Genomic DNA, 17,890 nt, shown 5'->3' with positions numbered 1-17,890 from the left:
CGCGACGAACCACTCGTCGGTCGACGCGTGGATCGTCGGAAGGTGCACACGCATCGGTTGCGTGCGCATCGGCCGACAGAACACGAGGTGATCGACGCGTGGAACGTCGCAAGGTGCGAACGCACACGGCCCGGGAGGCGCGGCGCAGCTCTGCCACGGAGGCCCCGCCCCGACGGCCGGTGCGGGTCAGACCTCGCTGAAGGGTTCGGCGTCGTCGAGCCGGACCCGCAGCGTCGGTGCCGCCCGTCGCCGGTTGCCGCCCTTCAGCACCCGCCGGGTCGACGACCGCCGGATGACCTCGGCCTTCAGGGTCGCCGCGACCTCGGCACCGTGCGCGTACGGGAACCGCACGATCGCCCGGACCGTGCCCGGCAGGGCGTCGTCCTCGACGGGGACCGGGCCGAGCACCGGGCCCGCGGTCGCACCCTCGAGGGCCTCGACCGCAGCGGTGACGGCCTCGTCGGTGCCGGTCATCGTCGCGACGCGGACCGCCGGCGGGAAGTGCAGTTCGCGCCGGTCGGTGAGTTCGTCGTGCGCGGGACCGTCGAGCCGCCAGAGCGCCATCGCCGTCGCGAGCTTGCCGCCGATGCCGACCAGGTACGCCTCGGCCCCGGGAGCGCCCTTCGCGGCGGCGTTCGTCCAGAACCGGAGCACGTCCTCCTGCACGCGCAGCCCCTCGCGCGCGAGCATCTTCTCGCCGTCGAGCAACAGCACGCACGCGTAGCCCCCGGGCACGCTCGGCTCGGCGCCACGGGTCGCGACGACGACGGAGGGCCGCGCGGGGACCTCGTCGAGCGGGCGTGAGCCGTCGGCCACCACGATCCGGGTGCCGGGGAACGCCCGCCCGAGTTCGTCGGCGGTGCGTTGGGCGCCCTGTCCCACGGGCTTCACGCTGCCGTTGCCGCACGTCGGGCAGCGGAACCCCACGGCGAGGGCACCGCAGAACCGGCACTGCGGCGTGGCACCGCGGTGCGGGCTGCCGAGCGGACCGCCGCAGATCCGGCAGTGCGCCCGCTCACCGCACTCCGCGCAGACGAGTCCGGTGCCGAACCCGGGGCTCGCGACCTGCACGAGCACCGGGCCGTGCTGGCTGGCCTCGCGCGCGGCACGCCACGCGGAGCTCGGGATGCGTGCCTGCGCGGCGTACCCCTCGGCCGAGGTCTGCTGCACGGTCGGGATGACCTTCGGGGTCTTCACACGGAACGGCGTGACGTCCTGCAGCCAGTGCAGTTCGACGAGCCGTTGCACGTCGGTGCTGCGGGCGTGCGAGACGAACAGCAGTGCGGCGCCCGACTGCGCTGCCCGCACGAGGGCGACGTCACGCGTGTGCACGTACGGCGCGCGCTGCTCGATGAACGAGGCGTCGCCGTCGTCCCACATCGCGATGAGCCCGAGGTCGGTCGCCGGTGCGTACACCGCCGTGCGGTTGCCGATCGCGACGACGGGGTGCGTCCGCGCCTGCAGCAGTGCCTTGGCCCGCTGACCGTTCGTCTGCTTGGCGTCGAAGCGCACGACCCGTTCCGGCGGCAGCACCGCGAGCAGCGCGCGCTCGAGGTCGATGACGTCGCGGAAGTCGGGGACGGCGATGACGGCGGACTGCTCGCTCGCCAGCGTGTGGGCAGCGGCCTGGGCGAGGGTCGCCGCCCAGCCGGGCACCCAGATCGGATCGGAGTCGCCGTCGCCCTCGTCGCTGGTGGGCCCGGCCAGCGCCACGGGGTGGGGAACCGCCGCGACCGCAGCGCGATCGTGCTCGGCGATCACGCCTTCGAGCATGCCCGGGGTGTAGCCGGTCACCGGCGGGGCGGACACCGGGGGCGGGGACCACGAGGTGTCCCGCGCGAGCCAGGCCTTCTCGGCGCGGACCTGGCGGGTCGGCACGGCCAGACGGAGGACGTCCGACGCCACACCGGCGGCACGGTCGGCCACGGCACGGGCGAGCTTCCAGATCTCCGGAGCCAGGACCGGGACGGGTGACACCAGGGTCTCGATCGCGCTGAGCTCACCCGGGTAGTCGCCCTCGTCGACGATCTCGACGACGTAGCCGTCGGACATCCGGGCCCCGGTGCGGAGCGGGACCTTCACCCGGACCCCCGGCACGCAGTCGTCCTCGAGCTCGGCCGGCACCCGGTAGTCGAACAGACGGTCCAACTGCGGGAGCGGCGAGTCGAGGACGACGCGCGCGACGGTGGTCACGCGGTGCCTCAGACGGCGGCGGTGACGAGCCCTGCGGCGGCGCGGAGTTCCTCGACGCGGTCGAGCTGCTCCCAGGTGAACCCGGGGAGCTCGCGGCCGAAGTGTCCGTACGTCGCGGTCTGCGCGTAGATCGGACGGAGCAGGTCGAGGTCGCGGATGATCGCGGCCGGACGCAGGTCGAAGACCTGGCGGATCGCGGCTTCGATCGTGGCGTCGTCGACGTGTCCGGTGCCGAAGGTCTCGACGTAGAGCCCGACGGGCTTCGCGCGGCCGATCGCGTAGGCGACCTGCACCTCGAGCCGGTCGGCGAGGCCCGCGGCGACCGCGTTCTTCGCGACCCAGCGCAGCGCGTACGCCGCCGAGCGGTCGACCTTCGACGGGTCCTTGCCGCTGAAGGCGCCGCCACCGTGACGGGAGGCCCCGCCGTAGGTGTCGACGATGACCTTGCGGCCGGTGAGTCCGGCGTCGCCCTGGGGGCCACCGATCTCGAAGCGACCCGTCGGGTTGACGATGACGTCGACGTGCGAGGAGTCGAGGTCGACGAGGTCGAGCACCGGACGGATCACGTGCTCGGTGATCTCGGCGGTGAGCTGCTCCAGCGTGACGCTCGGCGAGTGCTGCGTCGACAGGACGACGGTCTCGACGGTCTTCGGCACGACGCCGTCGTAGCCGACGGTGACCTGCGTCTTGCCGTCCGGGCGCAGGAACGCCAGCTCGCCGGACTTGCGCACGGCGGCCAGACGCTCGGCCAGGCGGTGTGCCAGCCAGATCGCGACCGGCATGTACTCGGGGGTCTCGTTCGTCGCGAAGCCGAACATGATGCCCTGGTCTCCGGCACCCTGACGGTCCAGCGGATCGACCGCGCCGGTGCGGGAGTCGAGCGACTCGTCGACGCCCTGCGCGATGTCCGGCGACTGCGCACCGATCGACACCTCGACGCCGCACGTGGCGCCGTCGAAGGAGACGTCCGACGAGTTGTAGCCGATGCCCGTGATGACGTCACGGACGAGCTTGGGGATCTCGACGTAGCCCGAGGTCGTGACCTCGCCCGCGACGTGCACGAGGCCGGTCGTCACCATCGTCTCGACGGCGACCCGAGCGTGCGGGTCCACCGTGAGCAGTGCGTCGAGGATGCTGTCCGAGATCTGGTCGCAGATCTTGTCGGGGTGCCCCTCGGTCACCGACTCGGACGTGAAGAGGCGCAGAGCAGCTGCAGTCACCGGGATCAGTCGGAGGGCTGCTGCTGCTTGGTGACGGTGAGCTTGTCCTCGTTGATCTCGTGGAGAGCCACGGACAGCGGCTTGTCGTCGATCGTCGAGTCGACGAGCGGGCCGACGTTGTCGAAGAGCGAGCCCTCGTGCAGGTCGGCGTAGTAGTCGTTGATCTGACGCGCGCGCTTGGAAGCGAAGATGACGAGCGCGTACTTCGACTCGACCTTGCTGAGCAGGTCGTCGATGGGCGGGTCGATGATGCCCTGGGGGTTGGCCATGGAGTCTCCTCGTCGTCGGTGCACCCGTCAGGGCGCAGAGAACAAGTCTACGACCTGTCGTGCCGCGGTGCCGACATCGGAGTTCACGATGCGGACGTCGAACTCGTCCTGGGCGGCCAGTTCGACCTTCGCGGTGTCGAGTCGACGCGCCTGTTCCTCGGGTGACTCGGTGCCGCGGCCGATGAGTCGACGCACCAGTTCTTCCCACGTCGGGGGCAGCAGGAACACGAGCACGGCCTCGGGCATCGCGTCACGGACCTGGCGAGCACCCTGCAGGTCGATCTCGAGCATGACCCGCTCGCCGGCGTCGAGCGCTCGGTCGATCGGCGGGCGCGGGGTGCCGTACCGGTACGAGTTGTGCACCGTGGCCCACTCGAGCAGTTCGCGCTCGCGGATCATCCGGTCGAACTCGGCGTCGTCGACGAAGTAGTAGTGCACACCGTCGACCTCGCCCGGGCGGGGCTTCCGGGTCGTGGCGGAGACGCTGAGGTTCACGTCCGGGTACTGCTCGCGGATGTACGCGCTCACCGTGCCCTTGCCGACCGCCGTCGGCCCGGCGAGGACGACGAGCTTCGAGGCACCGCGCTTGCGACCGCGCGCGGCGAGCCAGTCGGCCAGGGCCGTGCGCTGCCGGGTGCCGAGGCCCCCGAGACGCTTCGACGGCGCGATGCGCAGGGAGCCCATGATCGACTCGGCACGCGCCGGACCGATGCCGGACAGGCTGACGAGCAGGTCGCGCACCCGGAGCGAGCGCTCCGCGGAGGTCGTGTCGACGAGGGCGTCGTCCCATGCAGACCGTGCGACCTCGAGCGCCGAGCGCTCCCCCGACGCGACCTGGGACTTCACCGCGGCCCGGGCGCGTCGCGCGGCGACCGCTGCCTGGGCCGCCGCGACGCGGTCGACCTCTGGTGGCGTGCGGTGGGCCGGCAGGTCGGTGCCGTCGGAGCGGTCGCCGTCGGTGGTCATGCTGCGGCCCCGAGGGCGGCGCGGATCCGGTCGGCGCGGTCGGACACGAGTGCCGCGACCCCGTCCGGACCGTCGGTCAGCAGACCGCGCGACTCGCTCACGAGCACCTGTTCGGCGCGCGCACCGTACAGCGCACGGAGGTCCTCGATCCGGGCGCCCTGGGCACCGAAGCCCGGGGCGAGCACCGGCGCGGTGCCGATCGCGTCCGCGTCGATGCCGAAGTCGTCGAGGTGAAGGGTCGCGCCGAGCACGAGCCCGACGTCGCCGAGGGCCTGGTCGCCCGCGGCCCGGTTGTCGTCTGCCACGTCCAAGACGATACCGGCAGCCACGGACCGCCCGGCACGCGGGCCCTCCGCCAGGACCGCGGTCTGCAGCACCCGCGCCTCCGGGTTGCTCGTCGCGGCGAGCACGAAGACCCCGGCACCGTTCCGCCGAGCGACGTCGACCGTCCCGCTGAGCGAGCCGTAGCCGAGGTACGGCGACACCGTCATCGCGTCGGCCGCGAACGGCCCGTCACGGTCGAGCCACGCGAGTGCGTAGTCGTCACCGGTCGACCCGATGTCGCCCCGCTTCACGTCGGCGACGACCAGGAGGCCCGAATCGCGTGCACGACGGATCGTCGCGTCGAGCGCGCGGTAGCCCGCCACCCCCGCCGCCTCGAAGAACGCGATCTGCGGCTTCACGATCGCCGCGCGGCCGGCGGCCGCGTCGACCAGGGCCGCGCCGAAGGCGGCCAGTCCCTGCTCGTCGCGACCGAGCCCCCACGCCGCCAGGGTGGTGGCGTGGGGGTCGATGCCGACGCAGAGCGGTGAACGCTCGCGCATCGCGGACGCGAGCCGATCGCCGAAGGAGGCCGGGCCTCCCGATCGTCCGTCGCTCACCAGGTGGCGCGCTCCCGCGCGTAGTCCTGCAGGCTCCGGACGTTGAGCGGCGTGCCGATCGTCTCGATCGCCGCGACCGCCGCACCGATCTGCGCGATCGTCGTGAACAGCGGCTTGTCCGCTGCGACCGTGGCCGCTCGGATCTCGTACCCGTCCGCACGACCGGCGGCACCCGACGGCGTGTTGATGACGATGTCGACCTCGTTGCGCGTCAGCAGGTCGACGACGCTCTCGCCGCCCTGGCTGTACTTGCCGACGATGCCGACCTCGATGCCGTTGCGGCGGAGGATCTCCGCCGTGCCCTCGGTTGCGATGATCGTGAAGCCGAGCTGCTGCAGGCGGTGCACCGGCAGCACGATGGCGCGCTTGTCGGTGTCCGCGACGCTCACGAAGACCGTGCCGCTGGTCGGCAGGCCGCCGTACGCGGCGTCCTGCGACTTGAGGAACGCCCGCGGGAAGTCGCGGTCGATGCCCATGACCTCGCCGGTGGAGCGCATCTCGGGGCTGAGGACCGAGTCGACGACCTGACCCTCGCGGGTGCGGAAGCGGCGGAAGGGCAGGACGGCCTCCTTGACGGCGACCGGGGCCTCCATCGGGACGAACGCCCCGTCGCGGGCCGGCAGCATGCCCTCGGCGACGAGCTCGTCGACGCTCGTGCCGGTCATGATGCGCGACGCGGCCTTGGCCAGTGCGATGCCGAGCGCCTTCGAGACGAACGGGACCGTGCGGCTGGCGCGCGGGTTCGCCTCGAGGACGTAGAGCACGCCGGCGCCGATGGCGAACTGGACGTTGAGCAGACCCTGCACGCCGATGCCGCGGGCGATCTTCTCGGTCGCGTCGACGACGCCCTGGATCTCGGCGCGGCCGAGGCCGACCGGGGGCAGGGTGCAGGCGGAGTCACCGGAGTGGATGCCGGCCTCTTCCAGGTGCTCCATGATGCCGCCGATGTAGAGCCGCTCACCGTCGAAGAGCGCGTCGACGTCGATCTCCACCGCGTCGTCCAGGAACCGGTCGACGAGCAGCGGGAGCTCCGGGCCGATGATCGCCTGGTCCGCCATCCGGTCGAAGTAGTCGGCGAGCGACGGGGAGTCGTACAGGATCTCCATACCGCGGCCGCCGAGCACGAAGGACGGGCGGACGAGCACCGGGTAGCCGATCTCCTCGGCCACGGCGGTCGCGCTCGCCAGGTCGTGGGCGGTGCCGTTGCGCGGCGCGAGCAGCCCCGCGGCGTCGAGGATGGCGGAGAACTGGCCGCGCTCCTCGGCGGAGTCGATCGCCGTCGGGCTGGTGCCGAGGATCGGGATCCCCGCCGCCTCGAGCGGCTTCGCCAGGCCCAGGGCGGTCTGCCCGCCGAGCTGCACGACGACGCCGACGAGCTCGCCCGACGCCGCCTCGGCCTCGATGACCTCGAGGACGTCCTCGGCCGTGAGCGGCTCGAAGTACAGACGGTCCGAGGTGTCGTAGTCGGTGGAGACCGTCTCGGGGTTGCAGTTGATCATGATCGTCTCGAACCCGGCGTCGCTCAGCGCGAAGGACGCGTGCACGCAGGAGTAGTCGAACTCGACGCCCTGGCCGATGCGGTTCGGGCCGGAGCCCAGGATGACGACCTTCTTGCGGTCGCTCGCGACCACCTCGGTCTCGGCGTCGTACGACGAGTAGTGGTACGGCGTCAGGGCAGGGAACTCGCCGGCGCAGGTGTCGACGGTCTTGAAGACGGGGCGGATGCCGAGGGCTTGCCGGTCGTCGCGGACCTGCTGCTCGCTGACCGGGTGCTCCGGGGTGCTGCGCAGCGCCGCGATCTGGGTGTCGCTGAAGCCGTGCTCCTTGGCCCAGCGGATGGTGTCCGCGTCGAGCTCGTCGGCGGCCGCGACCTCGGCGGCGACCTCGTTGATGAGCACGATCTGGTCGATGAACCACGGGTCGATCTTCGTGGCTTCGAAGACCTCGGCGGCGGTGGCACCGGCGACCAGGGCCTGCTGCACCGTGACGATCCGGCCGTCGGTGGGGATGGACGACTTCGCGAGCAGGGCGTCCTTGTCGAGCTCCGACGCCGGGGTGTCCCAGTGGAAGCTCGAGCCGCGCTTCTCGAGCGAGCGCAGCGACTTCTGCAGCGCCGTCGCGTAGTTGCGGCCGATGGCCATCGCCTCGCCGACGCTCTTCATCGTCGTGGTGAGCGTGGCGTCCGCCGCGGGGAACTTCTCGAACGCGAAGCGCGGGGTCTTCACGACCACGTAGTCGAGCGTCGGCTCGAAGCTGGCCGGGGTCACCTTCGTGATGTCGTTCTGGATCTCGTCCAGGCGGTACCCGATGGCGAGCTTCGCGGCGATCTTCGCGATCGGGAAGCCCGTGGCCTTCGAGGCCAGCGCCGACGAGCGGGAGACGCGCGGGTTCATCTCGATGACGATCAGGCGGCCGTTCGACGGGTCGACGGCGAACTGGATGTTGCAACCACCGGTGTCGACACCGACGCGACGGATGATGTCGATGCCGATGTTGCGCATGTTCTGGTACTCGCGGTCGGTGAGCGTGAGCGCCGGGGCGACGGTGATCGAGTCGCCGGTGTGCACGCCGACCGGGTCGACGTTCTCGATGGAGCAGATGACGACGGTGTTGTCGTAGTTGTCGCGCATCAGCTCGAGCTCGTACTCCTTCCAGCCGAGGATCGATTCCTCGAGCAGGACCTCGGTCGTCGGGCTGGACTGCAGCCCGTCGCCGACGAAGCGGACGAGCTCGGCTTCGTCGTACGCGAAGCCCGAACCGAGACCACCCATGGTGAAGGACGGGCGGACGACGAGCGGGTAGCCGAGGTCCTTCGCGAACTCCTTCGCCTCTTCCAGCGTGTGGGCGATGTGGCTCCGGGCCACGTCGGCGCCGGACTCGAGCACGAGCTCCTTGAAGAGCTGGCGGTCCTCACCGCGCTGGATGGCGTCCACCTTGGCACCGATGAGCTCGACGCCGTGCTTCTCGAGGATGCCGGCCTCGTCGAGCGCGATCGCCGCGTTCAGGGCGGTCTGGCCGCCCAGCGTCGGCAGGACGGCGTCCGGCTTCTCGATGCGGATGATCTCCTCGAGGCACGCGTTCGTGATCGGCTCGATGTAGGTCGCGTCGGCGAAGTCGGGGTCGGTCATGATCGTCGCCGGGTTCGGGTTGACGAGGATGACCCGGACGCCCTCGGCACGGAGGACGCGGCACGCCTGGGTGCCGGAGTAGTCGAACTCGGCGGCCTGACCGATGACGATCGGGCCGGAACCGATGACGAGGACGGAGTTGATGTCTGCGCGCTTGGGCATCAGTTCGCTTCCTTGGTGATGTCTGCTGCGGGAGTGGTCGCGTCGGCGGTGGCCGCGTCGAGCGGCTCCCCGTCACGTCGCGCGCGCACCAGGTCCGCGAACCGGTCGAAGAGGTACATGCTGTCGTGCGGACCAGCGGCGGCCTCGGGGTGGTACTGCACGCTGAACGCGGGCACGTCGAGCGCCCGCAGGCCCTCGACCACGTCGTCGTTCAGCGAGTAGTGCGAGACCTCGACGCGGCCGAACCCGGCCGGCGACTCGAGGACCTGCCCCAGGGGAGCGTCGACCGCGAAGCCGTGGTTCTGGCTCGTGATCTCGACCTTGCCCGTGGTGGTGTCGAGCACCGGCTGGTTGATGCCGCGGTGCCCGAAGGGCAGCTTGTAGGTGCCGAAGCCGAGCGCGCGGCCGAGCAGCTGGTTGCCGAAGCAGATGCCGAAGAACGGGCGACCGGTCCGCAGGCTGCCCTGGAGCAGTTCGACCTGGGCGTCCGACGCGGCGGGGTCGCCGGGGCCGTTCGAGTAGAACAGGGCGTCCGGTGCGAGCTCCTCGAGCGCCGCCGCGGAGATGTCCTGCGGCACGACGTGCACCTCGAAGCCGCGCTGGGCGAGGTAGCGGGTGGTCGACGCCTTCACGCCCAGGTCGAGCACGGCCAGTCGGCCGATCTGCTCGCCCTCGGCCGGCACGACGTAGGTCTCCGGGGTGGACACGATCGCCGAGAAGCTCGCGCCGGCCATCGTGGCCTGCGACCGGACGGCGTCCAGCTGCTCCGACTCCGACAGCGTCGCGTCGGCGCCGCTGAACACGCCGCCCTTCATGGCGCCGGCGTCGCGGATCCGGCGCGTGAGGGCGCGGGTGTCGATGCCGGAGATCCCGACGATGCCGTCGCGCACCAGGTGGTCGTCGAGCGACGCGTTCGCGCGGTGGTTCGAGACCACGCGGCTGGGGTCGCGCACCACGTACCCGGCGACCCAGATGCGACGGGACTCGGGGTCCTCGTCGTTGACGCCGGTGTTGCCGATGTGCGGTGCGGTCTGCACCACGATCTGGCCGGCGTAGGACGGATCGGTCAGCGTCTCCTGGTAGCCGGTCATGCCGGTCGCGAAGACCACCTCGCCGAGCGTGCGCCCGCGGGCGCCGTAGGCCCAGCCGTCGTACCGGGTGCCGTCTTCGAGGACCAGGACGGCCCGTTCGCGTGTCATGCTTTCTTCCCTTCGCCCGCGGTTCGCGGGGCATCGGCCGCAGTCGCCTGCGGCCCGGTCTCGGTCAGTCCCTGCAGGGCGAGCAGCGCGGCTGCGTCGCCCTCCGGGAACCGGAAGTACGTGTCGAGGTCCGTCGCACCTGCGGCGCCGGTCGCCGTCCATCGCAGACGGACCAGTCCCCCGGGCTCGACCACCCGGTCGATCGCCCACGTCGAGCGGTCGGCCCCGCGGACCGCAGCACGTGCGATCCAGCGGTCGTCCGCGCCGGCGAGTCGCAGGACCACACCGGTCGCGTGGACGCGCACGCCGCCGCGACCCCGGAACCCGAGTCCGCCAGCGGTGATGCGTTCCAGCGGCTGGTCGGCACGGGTCGTCGCGACGGAGAAACCATCCCAGGACCCGACTTCCGGTCCGATCGTGGTCGGGACGGGGACGGGAGGCACGGATTCCGCCTGCTTCCTGGTCCGCGTCCGCCAGGTGCGCGCCATGGCGACGAACAGCGCGGCCACCGCGAGCAGGATCACCCCGCCGAGCAACCAGCGCGCGGCGTCGCCGCTCATGCGCGCGCCCCCGTCCGGAGTGCCGCGGCGTGCGCGGCGACGGTGTCGGCGTCGACGAGGCGGCCGTCGAGCACCGTCGGCGCGCCCAGGTGGAACGTGGCGACGACCCGGCCGGGCAGCGTCATGCCGAGGTACGGCGAGTTCTGCGACTGTCCGGCGAGGTCGGCGACCGCGAACTCGCGGCTGGCCGTCGGGTCGTAGAGCGTGATCTCGGCGGGCGCGCCCTCGGTGATGCGCTGACCGTGGCCCTCGACCTGACCGATGCGTGCCGGCGCCTCGGACAGGACCCGGGCGACGTCGGCCCAGTCGAGCTGCCCCGACGCGACGACGGCGGACTGCACGACGCTCAGCGCCGACTCGAGGCCGACCATGCCGTTCGCCGCCGCCGGCCACTCGCAGCACTTCGCCTCGGCGGTGTGCGGTGCGTGGTCGGTCGCGACGATGTCGATGGTGCCGTCGGCGAGGGCTGCGCGCAGGGCGTCGACGTCCTCGCGTGCCCGGAGCGGCGGGTTCACCTTGTAGCGGGCGTCGTACCCGGGGGCGCCGTCGTGCCCGGCGATGAGGTCCTCGGTGAGCACGAGGTGGTGCGGGGTGACCTCGGCGGTGACGTCGATGCCGCGGGACTTGGCCCAGCGGATCACCTCGACACTGCCGGCGGTCGACACGTGGCAGACGTGCAGCCGCGCGCCCACGTGGTCGGCGAGCAGGACGTCGCGGGCGATGATCGCCTCTTCCGCCACGGCCGGCCAGCCCGCCAGCCCGAGCTCCGACGACAGGCGGCCCTCGTTCATCTGCGCGCCGATGGTGAGTCGGGGTTCCTGCGCGTGCTGCGCGAGCACCCCGCCGAAGCCCTTGATGTACTCGAGTGCGCGGCGCATTAGGAGCGGGTCGGACACGCACGAGCCGTCGTCCGAGAAGACCCGGACCTTCGCCCTGCTCGTCGCCATGGCACCGATCTCGGACAGGTGCGTGCCCTGCAGCCCCTGCGACACCGCGCCGATCGGGCGGACCGTGACGTAGCCGGCGTCGTCGCCGAGTGCCTGCACCTGCTCGACGACCCCGGCGGTGTCGGCGACCGGGCTCGAGTTCGCCATCGCGTTGACGGCGGTGAAGCCTCCGGCCGCCGCGGCGCGCGAGCCGGTGAGGACCGTCTCGGATTCTTCGTGACCGGGCTCGCGCAGGTGGGTGTGCAGGTCGACGAGACCCGGCAGGGCGATGAGCCCGTCGGCGTCGACGACCGTGGCACCGCTCGCGTCCACGCCGGAGCCGATCGCCGTGATGCGGCCGTCCTGCAGTCGGATGTCGGCGCGCGAGCCGTCGACCAGCTGCGCGCCGCGGATCAGGTGAGCGGTCATGCTGCGGACTCCTTCGGTTCGGTGCCGGTCAGGGCCAGGTAGAGGACCGCCATGCGGACCGAGACGCCGTTCTCGACCTGCTCGACCACGGTGGAACGGGGGTCGTCGGCAGCGACGCCGGCGATCTCCAGCCCGCGGTTCATCGGACCGGGGTGCATGATCAGTGTGCGCTCGGACAGCCGCGCGAACCGCGCAGCCGTCAGGCCCCAGTGCCGCGTGTACTCGCGCGGGTTCGGGAAGAACGCGTCGTCCATCCGCTCCTGCTGGATCCGGAGCGTCATGACGACGTCCGGGTCCTCGGCCAGGGCGGCGTCGAGGTCGTGGTGCACCGCGGCTCCGAACGGCGTCGTCGTCGCGGGCAGGAGCGTCGGCGGTGCGGCGAAGGTCACGCTCGCGCCGAGGGTCCGGAGCAGCCACGCGTTCGACCGGGCGACGCGGCTGTGCAGCACGTCGCCGACGATCAGGACCCGGACGCCGTCGAGGCCCTGTCCACGCGACCCGGCACCGTGCAGGCGACGGCGCATGGTGAAGGCGTCGAGCAGCGCCTGCGTCGGGTGCTCGTGCGTGCCGTCGCCGGCGTTCACCACGGGGACGTCGATCCAGTCGGCGTCGGCCAGCACGCGCGGCGCACCGGACGAGCCGTGCCGCATCACGATGCCGTCGATGCCCATCGCGCCGAGGGTCTGCACGGTGTCCTTGAGGGACTCGCCCTTGGAGACGCTCGAGCCCTTGGCCGCGAAGTTGATGACGTCGGCCGACAGGCGCTTCGCCGCGGCCTCGAACGAGATGCGCGTGCGGGTCGAGTCCTCGAAGAACAGGTTCACGACGGTCTTGCCGCGCAGGGCCGGGAGCTTCCGGACCTCGCGCGTGTTGACCTCGGCCATCTCCTCGGCGACGTCGAGGATGTGCACGGCCTGGTCGCGCGACAGGTCGGCGGTGGAGAGCAGGTGCCGCATCACGCCACCCCCTGCTCGATGAACACGGTGTCGTCGCCGTCGGTCTCGGACAGGTGCAGGGTGACCCGCTCGTCCGAGGCGGTCGGCAGGTTCTTGCCCACGTGGTCCGCGCGGATCGGCAGCTCGCGGTGGCCGCGGTCGACGAGCACGGCGAGCCGGACGGCGCGCGGCCGGCCGATCCCCTGCAGGGCGTCGAGCGCTGCCCGGACCGTGCGACCGGAGTACAGGACGTCGTCGACGAGCACGACGACCTTGCCGTCGATGCCGCCGGCGGGGATCACCGTGCGGTGCGGGGCACGACCGATGCCGTGCCCGAGGTCGTCCCGGTGCATGGTCACGTCGAGCGTGCCGACCCGTTCGGATCCGATGCCCGCCCGCGCGGACTGCCACTCGGGCTCGATGTCCGCCAGGACGCGGCCCAGCCGTTCGGCGAGCACGGCGCCCCGGGTCGGGATGCCCAGGAGGACGAGGTCCGAGCCGCCGTGGTTGGCCTCGAGGATCTCGTGTGCGATGCGCGTCAGAGCGCGCGTGATGTCGGGTTGCTGCAGGACCGTTCTGGTACCCACGTCGACCCCCTTCCCCGCCTCACTGGACGGCATTAAAGGATGCTGACGTGCACAAGCCTAGCGGGACTCCTGGTCCCCTGCGACCGTCCGACCGGACGGTGCACGACCGCCTGCGACGGCTCCGAGGACACCGTTCACGAAGCCCGCGGAGTCCTCGGTCGAGAGCGACTGGGCGAGCTCGACGGCCTCGGCGATCGCGACGGCGTCCGGCACCTCCGGGTTGAACCGGAGCTCCCAGACGGCCATCCGCAGGATGCAGCGGTCGAGCACCGGCATCCGGGCGATCGACCACCCCTGGGCGTGGTCGATGATGACGGAGTCGATCTCGTGGCGGGCGTCATCGACGCCCGTCACGATCTGCCGTGCGTAGTCCCAGCTCGAGGCACGCTCGGGCTGGTCCAGGTGACGGACGGTCTCGGTCGCCAGGACGTCCGTGATCGGGAGCTCACGCACCTCGGCCACGTACAGCATGTCGAGGGCGCGCTTGCGGGCCTTCGAACGAGCACTCATACGGACGTCGCCTAGGAGTTGACGCGGCCGAGGAAGCTGCCGTCGCGCGTGTCGATCTTCACCGTGGTGCCGCTCTCGAGGTACAGCGGGACCTGGATGCGGTGGCCGGTCGCGATGATGGTCGCGTCCTTGGTGCCACCGGAGGAGCGGTCGCCCTGCAGGCCCGGCTCGGTCTCGACCTCGGTCACGATCGACGTCGGGAGCTCGACGTAGAGCGGGTTGCCCTCGTTCATCGCGATGGTGACCATCGCGGACTCGAGCAGGTAGTTCTTCGCGTCGCCGACGACCGTCGCCGAGACCGGGATCTGGTCGTAGGTGTCGGTGTCCATGAACACGTACGAGTCGCCGTCCTCGTAGAGGAACTGGTAGTCGCGGCGGTCGACCACGGCGGTGTCGATCTTCGCACCGGCGTTGAAGGTGCGGTCGACGACCTTGCCGGAGACGACGTTCTTCAGCTTGGTGCGGACGAACGCGCCACCCTTGCCGGGCTTGACGTGCTGGAACTCCACGACCGACCACAGCTGGCCGTCGATGATGAGAACGGCGCCGTTCTTGATGTCAGTGGTACTGGCCATGAGTCTTCGGTGTCCCGTTCGGTCGTGTTGTGAAAGGTCTTCGGGCCGCGCTGGCCCCGGACGAGTGTAGCGGACGCCCGCCCGTCGCCATCAGCGCCGTCGCCGGGCGCGCCAGGAGTCGATCGCCGCCCAGCCGAGCAGCACCACGGCCGCTCCCCCGAGCAGTGCCCCGGCCACCGCGGTCGAGATCGCCGCGTCCGGTCGGGCGGGCAGTGCCAGGTAGACGATCGCCAGGATGCCGGCACCGGCGCCGAGCAGCACGAGCAGGATGCGCCGGATCATGCCGGACACGAGTTCGCGGTCGCGGCGGTCCGCGAAGAGCCGGATGTTGACGGTGAACTTGCCCGTCTCGATCGCCTCGCCGATCCGGTCGACCCGGCGCGGCAGTCGTCGGGCCGCGGAGACGACGCCGATCAGCTCCTTCGCCGCCAGGTCGCGCAGCTTGCCGGGGCGCAGCTGGTCGGTGATCTGCTCACGGGCGAGCCCGCGGGACTCCTCGAGCAGGTCGAACGAGGGCGCGAGCGTCCGGAGCGTGCCCTCGAAGATCGCCAGCGCCCGCGCGGCGGCGACGAAGTCCGGCGGCGCCTTGAGCCGGTACCGCCCGAACACCTCGACGGCGTCGTCGACGGTCTCGACGCCGATGCGCGCGCCCGGTCCGAGCTCGTCCGCGACGAAGCGCGCGATGTCCCGACGGAAGTCTGGCTCGTCGTGCGCGTCGCGCACCGGTGCCATCCGCAGGACCGCATCGGCGATCCGCGAGGTGTCGTCCTGCAGGTAGGCGACCAGCAGGTCCTGGACCGTGTCCCGGAGGGTCGGGTCGAGCCTCCCGACCGATCCGAAGTCGATCAACGCGGGCCGCCCGTCGGGCAGCACCAGGACGTTCCCGGGGTGCAGGTCGGCGTGGTACAGGCCGTCGAAGACGACCTGGCGCAGGAACGCGCGGAGGATCGCGCGCATCGGGCCGTCGAGGTCGCGGTCCGCGCGCTCGGCGCGGATCGCGCTGAGCGTGTCGCCCTCCAGGAACTCCATCACGAGCACGCGGCGCCCGGACAGGTCCGGGTACGGGTCCGGGAACCGGACCTCGTCCGGACGGGCACTGCGGGCCTGGGCGGCACGCAGGGCGGTGAGGTTCCGCAGCTCGGAGACGAAGTCGACCTGGCGGACCAGGTCGTCGGCGTACTGCGCAGCCACGTCCTGCACGCCGACCTGCCGGGCCTCGGTCGACCAGCGCGCCATGAAGCGGACGACACGGAGCGCGATGTCGACGTCGCGGCGGACGGCGGCGTCGATGCCGGGACGCTGCACCTTGACCGCGACCGCGGTGCCGTCGGGCAGGCGGGCGCGGTGGACCTGGGCGATCGAGGCCGCGGCGACGGGCACCGGGTCGAAGGACGCGAAGACCTGGTCGACCGGTGCGCCGAGTTCCTGTTCGAGCAGGGCGAGCACCTGGTCGGCGGGGGCGGCGGTGACGTTGCGCTGCAGGTGGGCGAGTCCCTCGGTCCACTCCTCGGGCAGCAGGTCGTCGCGGGTGGAGAGCAGCTGGCCCATCTTCACGAACCCGCCGCCCGCTTCCTCGAGCGCACGGCGCAGGTGCTCGGCCTGACTGCGGCGCAGGTCGGAGGTGGCCGGGTCGTGCGAGAAGTCGAGGCGACGGAACGGGACGAGGCGGTGGCGTCTCGCGATCGACAGCAGTTCGGTGAACCGGCGGCCGCGGGACCGGAGGGTGCCGGTGTCGGCCTCCTGCGAGCCGGACAGGTCGCTCAGTCGGGGTGGGTTGGGCACGTCGTCAGTCTGCTCCCCGCTGCTGGGTCCGCCGGGTGCGCCCGTTGTCCTGCACAGGCCGGGAGGCGCGGTCCGGCATCCACAGGTCGGCTCGCGTGTCCCGTCGGGACACGCCCACTGCCGCAGGCTTGCCCCGTGGAGACAGCACTGATCGCGGCGTGCATCGCCGCCGGCGCGGCGATCGTGGCGGCGGTCGTCAGCTGGTTCGGGGCGTTCCAGAGCCGGCGGACGACCGATCGAGAGCACGCCTGGAAGCGGTTCACCTGGTCGCTCGCCCAGCCACGAGGCGGCCCTGCATACGACATTTCGAGAACTGTGCTCCGGGAACCCGAGACCGTACGGTGGTGGTCGAAGGCGGACCGACGGCTCGCCACTCGTGCACTCCGGAGGCGAACCGCCGCCGATCACGTCCACCCTGAGGAAGAGGAGTCCACCTGATGCCGATCTTGCGACCCTTGCCGGATGCGCCCGACGTGGATGCGGACGACGACGTGCTCTTCGCGTGGGACAACGGAGCCACCGTCGCGGAGTTCCGGGAATGGCAGCGGACCGGCGTCCTCACCGTCTCGATGCACGTCAAGTGGTGGTGGCGACGGACGCGGCGGGTGTTGCGCTGACGCCGGCTCAGGCACCGCTGCCGTTGTAGCGCGCGGTGGCGCCCGACTCGACCAGGTCGCGGTAGCGCTCGAGCGCCGTCTCGGCACCGGTGCTGTGCTCCTGGTGCACGTCGATCCCCCGAGCAACGAGCTGCTCGCGCCAGTCCCCCGGCACCGGACCCTCGTCGAAGCCCGTGATCCGCTCGACCGTGGCTCCGTCGGCGGCGAACTCCAGCGCGGAGACCCCCGACCACAGCAGGGCCCCGAGGCACATCACGCACGGTTGGGCGTTCACCACGAGCACACGCCGGTGGCCGACGTCACGGCCGAGGTTCCAGGCCCCCGTCCGAGCCTGTGCGAGTCCGAGGGTGACGACCTCGGCGTGCATCGACGACAGGTTGGTGTGCAGCACCAGGTTCACCCCGAGGGCGACGACCGCGCCCGTGTCCTCGTCGACGACGGCCGCCGCGAACGGCCCGCCGGTGCCCTCCTCGACGTTCCGTTCGGCGAGGGCGTTCACGAGCGCGAACCGCTCCGCACGGGTGCCGAGGTGTTCCGGAGCAGCGGCCTGCGCGTCGCGGAGCCAGTCGGGGACGCCGACACGGAGCTCGGTCGGGAACGGGGCGAGGGCTGCTGCAGACATGCGGCGACGCTAACGGCGCATCGTTTCGACGGTGTTTCCCGATCGAAACGATGCCGAAACACCGCGCCCGTAGCGTCGTCCACCACCGGCTCGAGCCGGTGGGAGAACGCGACACGAGCACGGGCGACAGGGGGGGGCGACGATGACGGCACACCACGCGACCGCCGCGTCCCGCTGCTGGCCCCGCGGCGCCATCGCGCACGGACACTGACGTCCGTTCGACCGACCGTTCGTCCGTCTGACCGCCGCGCGCCGATCCGCCGGGCGGTCCACGTGCCCTGGAGCGCGCCGTCTCGCCGAGCCGCGCCGATCCGCGCACCCTGCTCCGT

At 71.7% G+C, this 17,890-nt stretch carries 17 protein-coding genes; 2 read left to right on the top strand and 15 right to left on the bottom strand.

The window, feature by feature from the left end:
* Positions 1-186 precede the first annotated feature (186 nt).
* The 14 genes from EDF23_RS01310 to EDF23_RS01245 all read right to left on the bottom strand — a co-directional run bounded on the left by EDF23_RS01310 (position 187) and on the right by EDF23_RS01245 (position 16,322).
* Entirely contained in the window at positions 187-2,193 is a 2,007-nt protein-coding gene (locus EDF23_RS01310; protein ID WP_131920081.1) for a primosomal protein N', read from the bottom strand.
* An 8-nt stretch (positions 2,194-2,201) separates the two neighbouring features.
* A complete protein-coding gene (gene metK, locus EDF23_RS01305) occupies positions 2,202-3,413 on the bottom strand; it encodes a methionine adenosyltransferase (RefSeq protein WP_111083919.1) in 1,212 nt (403 codons plus the stop codon).
* A 5-nt stretch (positions 3,414-3,418) separates the two neighbouring features.
* On the bottom strand, positions 3,419-3,682 hold the full coding sequence (gene rpoZ, locus EDF23_RS01300) for a DNA-directed RNA polymerase subunit omega (RefSeq protein ID WP_114849971.1): 264 nt from the start codon (positions 3,680-3,682) through the stop codon (positions 3,419-3,421).
* 27 nt (positions 3,683-3,709) lie between these two features.
* Entirely contained in the window at positions 3,710-4,648 is a 939-nt protein-coding gene (gene gmk / locus EDF23_RS01295) for a guanylate kinase (RefSeq protein WP_131920079.1), read from the bottom strand.
* Entirely contained in the window at positions 4,645-5,529 is an 885-nt protein-coding gene (gene pyrF / locus EDF23_RS01290) for an orotidine-5'-phosphate decarboxylase (RefSeq protein WP_279388183.1), read from the bottom strand. The genes gmk and pyrF overlap by 4 nt, the downstream gene beginning before the upstream one ends.
* The gene (gene carB, locus EDF23_RS01285) at positions 5,526-8,819 is read right to left on the bottom strand and encodes a carbamoyl-phosphate synthase large subunit (protein ID WP_131920075.1); all 3,294 of its coding nucleotides are present in this window, start codon (positions 8,817-8,819) and stop codon (positions 5,526-5,528) included. Before carB ends, pyrF begins: the two co-directional genes overlap by 4 nt.
* Positions 8,819-10,018: a glutamine-hydrolyzing carbamoyl-phosphate synthase small subunit gene (gene carA, locus EDF23_RS01280; RefSeq protein WP_123937797.1), complete on the bottom strand. Its 1,200-nt coding sequence runs from the start codon at positions 10,016-10,018 to the stop codon at positions 8,819-8,821. The genes carB and carA overlap by 1 nt, the downstream gene beginning before the upstream one ends.
* Complete coding sequence (locus EDF23_RS01275; protein WP_123294318.1) at positions 10,015-10,578, bottom strand: hypothetical protein; 564 nt, start codon at positions 10,576-10,578, stop codon at positions 10,015-10,017. Before EDF23_RS01275 ends, carA begins: the two co-directional genes overlap by 4 nt.
* Positions 10,575-11,933, bottom strand: coding sequence for a dihydroorotase (locus tag EDF23_RS01270; RefSeq protein WP_123294317.1), 1,359 nt, complete (start codon positions 11,931-11,933; stop codon positions 10,575-10,577). The genes EDF23_RS01275 and EDF23_RS01270 overlap by 4 nt, the downstream gene beginning before the upstream one ends.
* Complete coding sequence (locus EDF23_RS01265; protein ID WP_123294316.1) at positions 11,930-12,889, bottom strand: aspartate carbamoyltransferase catalytic subunit; 960 nt, start codon at positions 12,887-12,889, stop codon at positions 11,930-11,932. Before EDF23_RS01265 ends, EDF23_RS01270 begins: the two co-directional genes overlap by 4 nt.
* On the bottom strand, positions 12,889-13,488 hold the full coding sequence (pyrR, locus tag EDF23_RS01260; RefSeq protein ID WP_111083911.1) for a bifunctional pyr operon transcriptional regulator/uracil phosphoribosyltransferase PyrR: 600 nt from the start codon (positions 13,486-13,488) through the stop codon (positions 12,889-12,891). Before pyrR ends, EDF23_RS01265 begins: the two co-directional genes overlap by 1 nt.
* Before the next feature lie 24 nt (positions 13,489-13,512).
* Positions 13,513-13,965, bottom strand: a complete 453-nt coding sequence (nusB, locus tag EDF23_RS01255; protein ID WP_123294314.1) for a transcription antitermination factor NusB — start codon at positions 13,963-13,965, stop codon at positions 13,513-13,515.
* A gap of 11 nt (positions 13,966-13,976) precedes the next feature.
* Positions 13,977-14,540 carry an elongation factor P gene (gene efp / locus EDF23_RS01250; protein ID WP_111083909.1) on the bottom strand — a complete coding sequence of 188 codons (564 nt, stop codon included), beginning with the start codon at positions 14,538-14,540 and terminating at the stop codon, positions 13,977-13,979.
* 90 nt (positions 14,541-14,630) lie between these two features.
* Positions 14,631-16,322 (bottom strand): AarF/UbiB family protein, encoded by a 1,692-nt coding sequence (locus tag EDF23_RS01245; protein ID WP_131920073.1) that lies wholly within the window; start codon positions 16,320-16,322, stop codon positions 14,631-14,633.
* A gap of 135 nt (positions 16,323-16,457) precedes the next feature.
* Here EDF23_RS01245 and EDF23_RS19455 point away from each other — a divergent pair, with 135 nt between their 5' ends.
* Both EDF23_RS19455 and EDF23_RS01235 read left to right on the top strand, forming a co-directional pair.
* Complete coding sequence (locus EDF23_RS19455) at positions 16,458-16,760, top strand: hypothetical protein (RefSeq protein ID WP_131920071.1); 303 nt, start codon at positions 16,458-16,460, stop codon at positions 16,758-16,760.
* Positions 16,760-16,939, top strand: a complete 180-nt coding sequence (locus EDF23_RS01235; RefSeq protein WP_123671703.1) for a hypothetical protein — start codon at positions 16,760-16,762, stop codon at positions 16,937-16,939. The genes EDF23_RS19455 and EDF23_RS01235 overlap by 1 nt, the downstream gene beginning before the upstream one ends.
* A 7-nt stretch (positions 16,940-16,946) precedes the next feature.
* Here the strand turns inward: EDF23_RS01235 and EDF23_RS01230 are convergent, their stop codons facing one another.
* Positions 16,947-17,561 (bottom strand): nucleoside deaminase, encoded by a 615-nt coding sequence (locus EDF23_RS01230; RefSeq protein WP_131920070.1) that lies wholly within the window; start codon positions 17,559-17,561, stop codon positions 16,947-16,949.
* Positions 17,562-17,890 lie beyond the last annotated feature (329 nt).

This window comes from Curtobacterium sp. PhB128 (assembly GCF_004340725.1).
Taxonomy (GTDB): Bacteria; Actinomycetota; Actinomycetes; order Actinomycetales; family Microbacteriaceae; genus Curtobacterium.
The sequence above is the reverse complement of the archived record's forward strand: the minus strand, read 5'-3'. Positions and strand labels throughout refer to the sequence as shown.

Excerpts from the sequence above, each read along its gene's own strand:
- EDF23_RS01275 (WP_123294318.1), bottom strand. The coding sequence starts at position 10,578 with ATGAGCGGCGACGCCGCGCGCTGGTTGCTCGGCGGGGTGATCCTGCTC.
- nusB (WP_123294314.1), bottom strand. The coding sequence starts at position 13,965 with ATGAGTGCTCGTTCGAAGGCCCGCAAGCGCGCCCTCGACATGCTGTAC.
- EDF23_RS01230 (WP_131920070.1), bottom strand. The coding sequence starts at position 17,561 with ATGTCTGCAGCAGCCCTCGCCCCGTTCCCGACCGAGCTCCGTGTCGGC.
- pyrR (WP_111083911.1), bottom strand. The coding sequence starts at position 13,488 with ATGCCGTCCAGTGAGGCGGGGAAGGGGGTCGACGTGGGTACCAGAACG.
- rpoZ (WP_114849971.1), bottom strand. The coding sequence starts at position 3,682 with ATGGCCAACCCCCAGGGCATCATCGACCCGCCCATCGACGACCTGCTC.
- carA (WP_123937797.1), bottom strand. The coding sequence starts at position 10,018 with ATGACACGCGAACGGGCCGTCCTGGTCCTCGAAGACGGCACCCGGTAC.
- EDF23_RS01265 (WP_123294316.1), bottom strand. The coding sequence starts at position 12,889 with ATGCGGCACCTGCTCTCCACCGCCGACCTGTCGCGCGACCAGGCCGTG.
- EDF23_RS01235 (WP_123671703.1), top strand. The coding sequence starts at position 16,760 with ATGCCGATCTTGCGACCCTTGCCGGATGCGCCCGACGTGGATGCGGAC.
- efp (WP_111083909.1), bottom strand. The coding sequence starts at position 14,540 with ATGGCCAGTACCACTGACATCAAGAACGGCGCCGTTCTCATCATCGAC.
- EDF23_RS01270 (WP_123294317.1), bottom strand. The coding sequence starts at position 11,933 with ATGACCGCTCACCTGATCCGCGGCGCGCAGCTGGTCGACGGCTCGCGC.
- carB (WP_131920075.1), bottom strand. The coding sequence starts at position 8,819 with ATGCCCAAGCGCGCAGACATCAACTCCGTCCTCGTCATCGGTTCCGGC.
- gmk (WP_131920079.1), bottom strand. The coding sequence starts at position 4,648 with ATGACCACCGACGGCGACCGCTCCGACGGCACCGACCTGCCGGCCCAC.